The 11,165-nt window shown below is 63.5% G+C and carries 13 protein-coding genes; 7 read left to right on the top strand and 6 right to left on the bottom strand.

The window, feature by feature from the left end; translation table 11 throughout:
* Positions 1-10: 10 nt before the first annotated feature.
* Positions 11-808, bottom strand: a complete 798-nt coding sequence (locus IGS75_RS10820) for a Tim44/TimA family putative adaptor protein (protein WP_202256826.1) — start codon at positions 806-808, stop codon at positions 11-13.
* Between the two features lie 193 nt (positions 809-1,001).
* On the opposite strand from IGS75_RS10820, the gene secB reads away from it, so the two are divergent.
* Complete coding sequence (secB, locus tag IGS75_RS10815; protein WP_141349998.1) at positions 1,002-1,523, top strand: protein-export chaperone SecB; 522 nt, start codon at positions 1,002-1,004, stop codon at positions 1,521-1,523.
* On the opposite strand, the gene IGS75_RS10810 is transcribed toward secB, so the two are convergent.
* Together IGS75_RS10810 and hemC are read right to left on the bottom strand one after the other, a co-directional pair.
* Complete coding sequence (locus IGS75_RS10810; protein WP_202256825.1) at positions 1,524-2,180, bottom strand: uroporphyrinogen-III synthase; 657 nt, start codon at positions 2,178-2,180, stop codon at positions 1,524-1,526.
* 26 nt (positions 2,181-2,206) lie between these two features.
* Positions 2,207-3,280 carry a hydroxymethylbilane synthase gene (gene hemC, locus IGS75_RS10805; protein WP_202256824.1) on the bottom strand — a complete coding sequence of 358 codons (1,074 nt, stop codon included), beginning with the start codon at positions 3,278-3,280 and terminating at the stop codon, positions 2,207-2,209.
* A 43-nt stretch (positions 3,281-3,323) separates the two neighbouring features.
* On the opposite strand from hemC, the gene tsaD reads away from it, so the two are divergent.
* The 3 genes from tsaD to IGS75_RS10790 are packed head-to-tail and all read left to right on the top strand — an operon-like array spanning position 3,324 to position 6,234.
* Positions 3,324-4,421 (top strand): tRNA (adenosine(37)-N6)-threonylcarbamoyltransferase complex transferase subunit TsaD, encoded by a 1,098-nt coding sequence (gene tsaD, locus IGS75_RS10800; RefSeq protein ID WP_202256823.1) that lies wholly within the window; start codon positions 3,324-3,326, stop codon positions 4,419-4,421.
* Positions 4,418-5,257, top strand: a complete 840-nt coding sequence (locus IGS75_RS10795) for a 23S rRNA (adenine(2030)-N(6))-methyltransferase RlmJ (protein WP_202256822.1) — start codon at positions 4,418-4,420, stop codon at positions 5,255-5,257. Before tsaD ends, IGS75_RS10795 begins: the two co-directional genes overlap by 4 nt.
* Before the next feature lie 2 nt (positions 5,258-5,259).
* A complete protein-coding gene (locus IGS75_RS10790) occupies positions 5,260-6,234 on the top strand; it encodes an NAD(P)H-dependent glycerol-3-phosphate dehydrogenase (RefSeq protein ID WP_202256821.1) in 975 nt (324 codons plus the stop codon).
* Positions 6,235-6,243: 9 nt separating this feature from the next.
* Here the strand turns inward: IGS75_RS10790 and sodC are convergent, their stop codons facing one another.
* Together sodC and IGS75_RS10780 are read right to left on the bottom strand one after the other, a co-directional pair.
* Positions 6,244-6,768 carry a superoxide dismutase[Cu-Zn] gene (gene sodC, locus IGS75_RS10785; RefSeq protein WP_141349985.1) on the bottom strand — a complete coding sequence of 175 codons (525 nt, stop codon included), beginning with the start codon at positions 6,766-6,768 and terminating at the stop codon, positions 6,244-6,246.
* A gap of 94 nt (positions 6,769-6,862) precedes the next feature.
* A complete protein-coding gene (locus IGS75_RS10780; protein WP_141349983.1) occupies positions 6,863-8,068 on the bottom strand; it encodes a NupC/NupG family nucleoside CNT transporter in 1,206 nt (401 codons plus the stop codon).
* Between the two features lie 157 nt (positions 8,069-8,225).
* On the opposite strand from IGS75_RS10780, the gene IGS75_RS10775 reads away from it, so the two are divergent.
* Entirely contained in the window at positions 8,226-8,720 is a 495-nt protein-coding gene (locus tag IGS75_RS10775) for a glutathione peroxidase (RefSeq protein ID WP_141349981.1), read from the top strand.
* Here the strand turns inward: IGS75_RS10775 and IGS75_RS10770 are convergent.
* Positions 8,673-9,074, bottom strand: coding sequence for a DUF4112 domain-containing protein (locus tag IGS75_RS10770; protein ID WP_237468767.1), 402 nt, complete (start codon positions 9,072-9,074; stop codon positions 8,673-8,675). The genes IGS75_RS10775 and IGS75_RS10770 overlap by 48 nt on opposite strands.
* Before the next feature lie 135 nt (positions 9,075-9,209).
* Here IGS75_RS10770 and IGS75_RS10765 point away from each other — a divergent pair, with 135 nt between their 5' ends.
* Positions 9,210-9,455 (top strand): hypothetical protein, encoded by a 246-nt coding sequence (locus IGS75_RS10765; protein ID WP_141349979.1) that lies wholly within the window; start codon positions 9,210-9,212, stop codon positions 9,453-9,455.
* Between the two features lie 76 nt (positions 9,456-9,531).
* Positions 9,532-11,088: a murein biosynthesis integral membrane protein MurJ gene (gene murJ / locus IGS75_RS10760; RefSeq protein ID WP_141349977.1), complete on the top strand. Its 1,557-nt coding sequence runs from the start codon at positions 9,532-9,534 to the stop codon at positions 11,086-11,088.
* The last annotated feature ends 77 nt before the right edge of the window (positions 11,089-11,165 follow it).

Below are 11,165 nucleotides of genomic sequence, written 5' to 3'. Positions count from 1 at the left end.
GATAACGCGATCAGGCCGGACGCGACGCCGCCAGACGCCACCGTGCATCGGACTGCCCCGCCACACGCTCGAACAGCCATAAATCATGGAACTCTGTCACCGCCTCGGTCCCGACCAGTGGCTCACCCTCACGATCCGTGAGGATATTCACCTGACGCGACACGATCTTCACTTCGATTCGGCCGACCCGCGTCCCGTCTTCCGCAGACACAAGCATCGCATCCAGAATGGACAGGCTCTCAATCCCGCGCAGATCACTCCGCTGCGTCTCGCCCGCCTGCACCCGCGCATCAATCGCCGCGGAAAAAGAGTCCACGGAGGCTGGCGTCAGCAGCTTTTCCAGCGTCGTACGGTCACCGACCGCAAAAGCCGGAACCACCTGACGGAATGTTTCTTCGGCTTCCTTCAGGAAACCATCAGGCGAAAATCCTGGAAAAACGGACCCGATCTCACCCAGAACCGTCCCGACCCGCGTGGCGGGCGCAGGAATTTCATACGCAACATCCGGCACAGCCTGATCAAACACCCCAGGAGCAGCCCCCGGCTTCCCTGCAAACTGCCCGGGCAGCGGCGGCGGAACGCCCGGACGTGCGGTATCCGGAGCCACACCCTTCTGCACACCCGGACCAAACCCGCCCCCCGGACGTTCCTGCCGCACCCCCTGCATCCCGACACGCCGGCCAAGAACACGGTACAACCTCACCCCCAGCGCCACGGCGAGCACGAACAGGACCACAAGGTCCCAGGGAAAATAATGACCCGCATGAGCCATGAGGCCGGCGGGGAGATGGATGTCGTCAGAAGACATGAAGGCCTGTGTTTCGCAGTGTTCGGTTAAAGATCCGTTGACCTGTAGATAGGGTGCAATCCGTCCGATCTCAACCATCTGTACGCTAGAACCGTGTCTTGGCGGACAGCAGACATCATGCTACCGCCGAGAAATCGCAATCGTTCCAATCGATGTCCGCTACGGGCCCAGCCCCTGCGGAACCGGAGACTGTATGTCAGAGAACACCACCGACAACGCTACCCTGGGCCAGGAAAACGTGCCGGCCATGCCGCTGGCCATCAACCTGCAGTACACGAAGGACCTGTCCTTCGAAGTGCCGGCTGGCGCTTCCATTTTCGCAACACTGCGCTCTGCTCCGCAGATTTCCGTCAACATCGACGTCCAGGCCAACCGCCTGGAAGAAGATCAGGCCGTCTATGAAGTCGCCCTGGCTGTCCGTGCCGAGGCCGCCGAGCCGCCGGCACAGGAAGGTGGCCAGGCCGGTCGCACGGTGTTCATCACCGAACTGACCTACGCCGCCGTCGTGACGCTGAACAACCCGCCGCAGGAGCTCATCGAGCCGATCCTGCTGGTTGAAGTTCCCCGCCTGATCTTCCCGTATGTCCGCTCCATCGTCAGCGATGTCACACGTGACGGCGGCTTCCCGCCCGTCGTGCTGCAGCCGATCGACTTCGTTGCCCTGTGGCAGGCCAAGCGCGCCCAGCAGTTCCCGGAACCCGCCGGCGAAGCCTGATCAGATTACCGGCCCGAGCTGCTCCAGCGGATCGGGCCACATCACCGCGCGCCATTCCTTCGGGTTCAGGCGCGCGGCAATGGCCTCTGACAGACAGAGCGCCCGCACGGCAGACAGCGCCGTGACGTCTTCGGCCCCCAGCGCTCCCCTGAACGCGTCGGCCGTCTTTCCCGAATACAGCAACACCGCCTCAACGCGTCTGTTCCGTAGCGCATCCCGCGCCGTCTCCGGCAGAGAGACACACATGGATGCCGCATAGACCTCGATCCGCTGCACACCCAGATCCCGCGCCATCTCCACGCCATAGCCCTCGCCACTGGCCAGCAATACATCCGCGCCCACAATACCCCGCACCCGGCAGAACGCCGCCAGAGCCAGCGCATCCCCGTCCGCCGCCTCGACATTCATGAACCCGGCTTTGCGCGCCCGTGCCGCCGTCCGCGCCCCCACCGCCACAACAAGACGGTCCCGAGGCCAGTCCCGCAGCGCAGGTAGCGCATTGGCACTCGTCACCAGCACGGCCCGGAACTCACCCGGCGCAACAGGTTCAAATGTCGTGATGTCCAGCATCGGACACGCCACAGCCTCCCAGCCGAGTGCCCGGACCTCCGCCATCGTAGCGGACAGTCCGGGCTCCGGCCGGGTCACCAGAACCATGCGACCCGGTTCAGGACGGGTAAGCGTCAGGGACGTCTCATTTCATCAAAGATATGAGCTGGCGTATCGCGGCGAAGTTCGTCGGCAAGTTCGGTACCCAGACGGGCCGCTTCAAGCGGCGCACCCTCGATCTCGCGACGGAGCAGGAAAGTCCCGTCCTCGCTCGCAATCATGCCGCTCAGCTTGAGAACACCACTCTCGATCCGGGCATAACCACCAATGGGCGTCCGGCACGACCCATCGAGTTCTGCCAGAAGCGCACGCTCGGCTGTCGAAACGGCCCGCGCTTCCGGATCTTCGATCGCGGACAGCAGTTCGCGCAGTTCCAGATCGCTCTCACGAACCGTCACGCCCACAATACCCTGACCCGAAGCTGGCAGCATCTGGTCAGGCTCCAGCACGACATCCACACGGTCTTCCATGCCCAGACGCCGCAGCCCGGCCAGTGCCAGAAGCGTCGCCTCACAGGCTCCGGCCCGCAGTTTGTCCAACCGCGTCTGAACATTTCCGCGCAACAGGCAGAACCGCAGATCGGGCCGCACATGCAGCATCTGCGCCTGACGACGCACCGACGCACAGCCGATCAGTGCCCCCTCCGGCAGACAGTCATAAGGACGCTGCGGATCAACTACCACGTCACGATCCCGCAGAATCAGCGCATCGCGCGCATCTTCGCGCTTGAGCGTGCACGCCAGTACCAGACCCGGTGGCAGATTGGTCTCCAGATCCTTGAGGCTGTGCACCGCGAAATCAATCCGCCCGGCCACCAGCGCCTCATGGATTTCCTTGGCAAAGAGCCCCTTGCCACCGATTTCCGCCAGACGCTGCACCTGATTGCGATCGCCCTCAGTACTGATCTGGTATTCCTGAAACGCCCCCATATCGCGCAGGACGGGGCAGAAGCGCGTCAGTCGCGTCAGAAAATTCCGTGTCTGGACCAGCGCCAGCGGAGACGCCCGCGACCCGACACGAAGAGGGAGCTTGCGGCCGGTAGGCGGCTCAGCGGCATGGGAGCGGCGGACGGCTTCCGCGGCGACTCTCTGGAGCGCCTCGGAAGGCAGGACGGGAGCGTTCATGAGCGGCAGCTTTAGCCCATTCATACAGGACTGTCATGATATGACAGACTCGGCCATAATAAGCCCCATGTCAGCCCCCGCAACACGTCCGTCCATGCCCACACGCCCCCTTCTGGCCATCGAAACCTCCTGCGATGATACGGCCTGCGCCATTCTCGCTTACGACGGCACGATCCTGGCCGAAGGCGTCCTCTCCCAGACCGACCACGCCATTCTCGGCGGCGTTGTCCCGGAAATCGCGGCCCGCGCCCATCTGGACGCCCTGCCCACGCTGGTGGCGGAAGTGCTGAAAAAAGCCTCCCTGACGCTGGCCGATATCGACACTTTCGCAGGTACGACCGGCCCCGGCCTGATCGGCGGCCTGATCGTCGGCAGTTCCTACGCCAAGGGACTGGCCATGGCGCTGCACCGCCCTTTCATGGCCGTGAACCATATCGAGGCCCATATCCTCACCCCGCGCCTCCCCAGCCTCGGCGCAGATCTGCACTTCCCTTATCTGACAATGCTGGTCTCAGGCGGCCACTGCCAGTGCGTTTCGGTCGAGGAAACCGGCCGTTATGTCCGTCTCGGCGGCACAATCGATGATGCTGCCGGAGAAGCCTTCGACAAGGTCGCCAAAATGCTCGGTCTCGGCTGGCCCGGTGGCCCCGCGCTGGAAAAACTCGCCACCGAAGGCCGGGACGATGCCTATGCGCTTCCCCGCCCCCTCAGGGGGCGTGAAGGCTGCGATTTCTCGTTCTCGGGCCTGAAAACCGCCGTCAGCCGTCTGATCGACACACAGGACCCGACCGGCAGCCGCGATGCCCTTCCGCGTCAATTCGCCGCAGACGTCGCCGCATCCTTCCAGCGCGCCGTCGCGGACGTGATGGCCGACCGCGCCGAGCACGCCCTCGCCCTCACTCCGAATGCCACCGCCCTCGTCGTTGCGGGCGGCGTCGCTGCCAATAAAACCCTGCGCCACGCCCTCGAACAGGTCGCCGCAAATCACGGCATCCCCTTTTTCGCTCCCCCCATGCGCCTGTGCACTGACAACGCGGTGATGGTCGCCTGGGCCGCACTCGAACGCCTCCGTGCGGGCGAGACACCCAACGAAATCGACACCGCAGCGCGCCCCCGCTGGCCCCTGTCTGAACGCACTCCCGCCACCCCGGAACACATCTCTTGAACTACCGTCACATCTACCACGCCGGAAACTTCGCCGACTGCATGAAGCATGCTCTGCTTCTTGCCCTCATCAAGGCACTCAAACGCAAACCCGCAGGCTTCGTCGTCCTCGACACCCACGCTGGATGCGGCCGTTACGACCTGTCATCCGAAGAAGCCGAAAAGACGGGCGAATGGCACGCAGGCATCGGCCAGCTTCTGGAACAGCCAGCCCCTGCACCCCTTACGGACTACCTCGACGCCGTCCGCCCCAACGTGCAGGACCGGCACCGCTACCCCGGCTCCCCAGCCTTCGCCCGCGCCGAACTGCGCCCACAAGACCAGCTCATCGCCTGCGAACTGCACCCTGAAGACGTCCGCCCCCTTCGCCGCCTTTTCCATGCAGACCCGCAAGCCGCCGTCCATCACCGTGACGGCTACGAGGCGCTGCGTGCGCTCCTTCCGCCGAAGGATTTCAAGCGCGGTCTCGTTCTCATTGATCCGCCGTTTGAAAAACCGGACGATTTCGCCCGCTGCGCCGACGCCATCACCCTGATCCGCACCCGGTTCCGCGCCGGGATCGTCGCCGTCTGGTACCCGATCAAACACCGCACACCCGTCCGCACGTTCTACACAGCCCTTCAGGACGCGGGCATCCGGGACATGCTCGCCTGCGAGTTCCTGCTACGGTCGCCCGTCGATCCGTCACGCCTGAACGGCTGCGGACTGCTGGTCGTCAACGCGCCTTTTGGCTTCGAAGACGACGCCCGCAATATTCTGCAAGCCCTCGCCACCGGTCTGCGTTCCCCCGACGCCGAAAATATCCAGATCAACATCGAACGACTGGCAGAAGAATAACCATGACCACACGTCCGCACATCGCCGTCATCGGCGCCGGAGCCTGGGGCACGGCGCTGGCCTGCGCCACAGCAGCAACAGGCGCGGACGTGACACTCTGGATGCGCAATCCCGCCCCCCCCGGAACCCGCAGCCTCCCCCGCCTACCCGACATCACCCTGCCCGAAAACGTCACCATCACAGGTGACTTTCCCCGCAGCGCAGACGTCGTCCTGCTCGTCACCCCGGTCCAGACCGCCCGCGACGTCTCCACCCGCCTTCAGACCGTGCTTGATCCCGCAGTCCCCGTCGTGACCTGCTGCAAAGGGCTGGAACAGGCCACATCCCTCCTGCCGCTGGACGTCCTCGCGCAGACCATGCCAAACCGCCCGACCGGCGTCCTCTCCGGCCCCAACTTCGCCATCGAAATCGCGAAAGGTCTCCCCGCCGCCGCGACGCTGGCTTGCGCAGACCTCATACTGGCGCAGAAACTCACGGCGCTTCTCAACACCTCCAGCTTCCGCCTCTACGCCAGCGATGACGCCGCAGGCGTCCAGCTCGCAGGCGCTGCAAAAAACGTCATCGCCATCGGCGCAGGGATCACAATTGGCGCGGGCCTGGGCGAAAACGCCCGCGCCGCCCTCATTACCCGCGCCGTCGCTGAAATCGGGCGCCTCGCCGAAGCCACAGGCGGCCGCGCCAGTACCCTCGCAGGCCTCGCAGGCATGGGCGACCTCATCCTGACCTGCACGGGACGCGGATCGCGCAATTACAGCGTTGGTCTGGAACTCGGCGAAGGCCACCCGCTTGCGGATATCCTCGCCTCACGCACAACGGTCGCAGAAGGCGTACTGACCGCTCCGGCCATGCTCGCCCTCGCCCGCAGACACAATGTGCGGGTGCCGATCATCGAAACCGTCACCCGCCTTCTTAATGACGGCGTCTCGATCGAGGAAGCGCGCCATCTTCTCCTGGACCGCCCCCCGACCCGGGAATAACGACGCGCTTCAGTGCAGAACGGCGCAGGCCACCCGGTCTCCCGAACCGCCGATCGGCTGGGTCTGATAGTCGTCCGGCTTGGCGTGAATGATCACGGACGCCCCATCCGCATCCATCAGCGCTGGCAGACCATTTTCACCCTTCAGTGACACCAGCGTGGAATAAAGCTCCACTGTCGCCGTTCCATCCGCCGCGACATACAGGTTCGGCAGATCCCCGGCATCATTCGCATCCGCCTTCAACAGACCATGCACAACCGGCTTCACCGTATGGACATGCGCCCCCGCACTGGTGAATTTCGGAGCCGCACAACTTCCCTTTTCGTGGAAGTGAATTCCGTGCCAGCCCGGCGTCAGCCCCTGCACCTGAAGACGCAGCAGAACGCCCTTCGGCGCCCCCGTCACATCCACAATCCCATGCGTGGCGCCGTCCGCCCCCTTCAACTCCCCGCTCACATGATCCGCTGCACAGGCCAGAGCGGGAACAGCCATCACAGAGGCCAGAAGAAGGGTCAGAAAACCGGAACAACGCATGGAGAAGCTCACTTCAGGAAAAGATGATAACCATTCGCATCTTATCCGGGTCGCGCCAACCCATCGATCAGAGATTCGTGAACACGCCCGCACATCAGACGAACAGCCCTGCAATCACCGCACTCATCGCATTGGACAGCGTCCCCGCCACCACGGCCCGCACCGCCAGAGACGCCACATCCGTCCGCCGACGCGGTTCCGCACTCCCGAACGCCCCGATCAGGATCCCGATCGTCGAGATATTCGCAAACCCGCACAGCGCGAAGGACAGGATCGTGATCGTCCGCTGCGACAGCGCATGCGCGTGGATCAACGGCGACAGGTTCACATAAGCCACGAATTCATTGAACGCGATCTTTTGCCCCAGCAGACCACCCGCCACTACACACTCATTCCACGGCACCCCAAGCAGCCACGCAAACGGCGCAAACACCATCCCCAGAATCCACGCCAAAGACAGCCCCACCGCACCAAGAAGCCCGTTCGCCAGCGCAATCAGCCCTACGAACGCAATCAGCACAGACCCAACCGCCACCGCGATCTTCGCACCATTCATCGCCCCATCCGCAATGGCCTCGAACATGCTGTGATGCCCATGATCTGCGCCTGCAATCTGCGCATCGGAGCGGCGCGGCCCCGGAAACAGAATGCGCGAAAACAGCAACCCGCCCGGTATCGCCATAAAAGACGCCGCCAGCAGGTTCTCCATCGGCACACCGAGCGACGCATATCCCGCCAGCACAGATCCCGCGATCGACGACGTCCCGCTGCACAATACCGTCGCCAGTTCCCCTTCCGACATTTCCGCCAGACAGGTCTGAAGCGCGATCGGCATCTCGCTCTGCCCCAGAAAGATCGTCAGCACCGCCGAGAACGATTCGAGCCCCGTCGTCCCCAGAACCCGCGACAGCGCCCCGCCAATGATCCGCGAGAGAAACTGCAACACGCCCCAGTGCTGCAACAGTCCCAGAAGCGCTGCGACATAGACGATCTCGGGTAGGACCTTCAGCGCAAAAACGAAACTGTCATTACCAAACAGCCCATTCATCTTCGGCCCAACAAGACCGCCGAACAGGAACGCACTGCCCACGTCACCAAAGGACAGAACCTTCGTCACCGCGTCCGATACCACATGCAGCCCGTGCGCCCCCGCAGGCACCCACAGCACCACAGCCGCAATCAGCACCTGCAACAGCAGCGCCCGCCCGACAAGCGGCCAGTCGATGGCCCGGCGGTTGGTGGACAGCAGCACACCCAGAATCAAAAGACCGGCCATGCCGACAAGGACGCGCAGGATCACGCAGGCAAACTCCTCACCAAAAAACAGAACAACGCACCCGCAACCGGACCCGGAACGACCTGAACCTGTCCATCATGTCACGTTCTGTCCACCCCTCCTCTCTCGCCTGAACGCCCCCGAGCCGCTAGGATGCCGTCGACTGATAGGGAGAAGCCCCATGACCTGTGCCTATGATTTCAGCCTCCCCGGCCTGTCCGGCAACACGATCGACCTCTCGGCCTATCGCGGACGGCCACTGCTGATCGTCAACACAGCGTCGAAATGCGGCTTCACGCCACAGTATGAAGACCTCCAGCATCTCTGGTCCCGCTACGGCCGCGATTATCCCGAAGGCCTGATGATCATCGGCGTACCGTCCAACGATTTCGGCCAGCAGGAACCCGGCTCCTCCGAAGAGATCAAGAATTTCTGCCACCGCAATTATGGCGTAAGCTTTCCCATGACTGCCCGCCAGCATGTACGCGGCCCCGAAACCGCGCCACTCTTCCAGTGGCTGGACAAACAGGGCGGCTTCCTGGCCCGCCCGCGCTGGAATTTCTACAAATACCTGACCGACCGTGACGGCAACCTGGCCAACTGGTTCACACCCTTGGCCAAACCCGCATCAAACCGCGTCGAGGAAGCCATCCGCAAGGTCCTGCTGGATCACTGACCCCCCAAGCCGCCCCGCAAGCGCGGCTTCGATCAGCGCAATATTCCGCAGATCGGCCTTGAAGACCGTATCAAACAGATCCCCCGCCAGCGGTACGAGGCCCACCACGGCCTCGATCGCCACATTGCCCAACATCCGCTGCACGGTCTGGCGGTCGACACCCATTCGCCGCCCCTCCCAGACAATATAAAGCGACAGCGCCGTCCCGATCAGCGCGCCGCCTCCGGGCAGAAGCCCCAGCAGCGTATCCAACCCCACGCGCAATCGAAGCCCCGGAATCCGCGACGCAGCGTTCAGAAACCAGGCCAGACGCCGAATCCGCTCCAGCCGCATGCGAAGCTCGGCAACACTCACAGGCAGGGCAATCGTTGAAAATCGATCATGGCACCCCCTATCACACAACAACGACAGGAAAGTTCGTCTTTTTTCCTTGAACAACCGTATCGAAAGCCGCCACACTTCAAGTCAGAAATGTGACAGGAGACATTTATGAAGGACTCACCGCTCCGCCCCATCCTGCCCCTTCTGGTCGTCGCCGCCCTCGGCGCACTGACCCCGGCCGTGGCTCATCACGTCACAACCTTCCTCGGCCTGTCCGGCCTCTTCTGGGCCAGCGCCATGCTAATGCTTGAAGTCACGCTGCTCTGCATCGGCCTCGCCGCGATCCGCCCCACGATCCAACAGCCCGCCAGAGCCGAAACGACCCTACGCAGCCGCGAGACGGTCCTGCGCTAAATCCCATCCGTCCCACCGCACTTTTCGTGGAACAGAGGATATGTCGCGACGCTGAATGATCGGCTAGGATCAGGAAATGCTTCGCAATTTCCTGACAGTCGGCAGCTGGACAATGCTTTCGCGTGTCCTCGGCCTCGTTCGTGACCAGCTTCTCGCCGCGTTCCTGGGTGCCGGCCCCGTTCAGGACGCTTATCTGATCGCGCTTCGGCTACCCAACATGTTCCGGCGCCTCTTCGGCGAAGGCGCATTCAACGCCGCCTTCGTGCCGATGTTCACCGAGCGCTACGAAACAAAAGGCCATCAGTCCGCCCTGCGCTTCGCGGGACAGGCTTTGTCCGGACTGATGCTCTGGCTCGCTTTACTGACCATCCTGGCTGAAATCTTCATGCCGCTGGTCGTGGAATGCATCGGCTCGGGCCTCACCGGCACCCGCTTCGAAACAGCAGTGCACCTGTCGCGAATCACGTTCCCTTACATGCTGCTGATCTGCGGCGCAGCGCTCGTCTCCGGCGTGCTGAACGGCCTCGGCAAGTTCACCGCAGCAGCCGCTGCCTATGTCACCTTCAACATTATCGGCATCGCCGCCATCCTGCTCGGCGCACTGGTCTGGCACAACACCGCCGTCGTCAGCGCCTGGGGGGTGACGCTTTCCGGCATCGTCCAGCTCGCTGCACTGTACTGGGCCGCCCGACGTGCTGGCATGGCCCCACATCTGACATGGCCGAGCCTGTCAGCCGACATGCGCGCCCTCCTGCGCCGCATGGGCCCCGGCCTCGTCGGCTCCGGCGTCACCCAGATCAACCTGACCGTCGACACCATCATCGCCACACACCTACCCGTTGGCACACCTTCGATTCTGTATTTCGCCGATCGCATCAACCAGCTCCCGCTCGGTGTTCTGGGCTCGGCAGCCGGCACGGCTCTCCTGCCGCTTCTGACGCGCCACATCGCCAACAAAGACCGCGCCGCCGTCCATTCGAGCCTCAACCGTGCCATCGACTACACGCTGCTCCTGACACTCCCTGCCATGATCGGCATGATCGTTCTGTCCTCTCCCATCATGGCCGCCCTCTTCGGCTACGGCCATTTCACCGTCAGCGACGCCATCCTCTCCGGACAGTGCCTCCAGGCCTACGCGCTCGGCCTGCCTGCTTTCGTCCTCATCAAAGTCCTCTCCCCGGCCTTTTTCGCCGAAGGTGACACCGTCACCCCCGTCCGCATTGGCTTCTTCACTCTGGGACTGAACCTCGTCCTCAACCTTTTGCTCTATCGCCCACTCGGCCATATCGGACCGCCGCTGGCCAGCACAATCGCCGCCTTCGTCAACTGCACGCTGCTCGCCGTCATCCTGCACCGGCGCGGACTCTTCATCGCCGATCCGCTCCTGAAAGGACGCGCCCTGCGCATCACCGGTGCCGGCATCATGATGGCCCTGTGGGTCGCCGCCGCCGAGAAACTCGCCGCCCCGGGCCTCCCCTACTGGCACGGCGTCTGGCGTTTGGGCATGCTGACAGCCCTGATCCTCTTCGGCATGCTCGTCTATGCCGTGATGCTCGACGCCCTCAAAGTGGTGCACCTGCGCGACATCACCGTGGCTTTCCAGTCACGCCTGAACCGCCGACGCACCCGCTGACCCCATCCCGCCGGTTCACACACCGGCGGTGAGGCGTTATTTTCCCAGCCCCTTCCCGAAGTAACAGCCCGGAGGCC

This window comes from Gluconobacter sphaericus (assembly GCF_016757795.1).
Taxonomy (GTDB): Bacteria; Pseudomonadota; Alphaproteobacteria; order Acetobacterales; family Acetobacteraceae; genus Gluconobacter; species Gluconobacter sphaericus.
The sequence above is the reverse complement of the archived record's forward strand: the minus strand, read 5'-3'. Positions and strand labels throughout refer to the sequence as shown.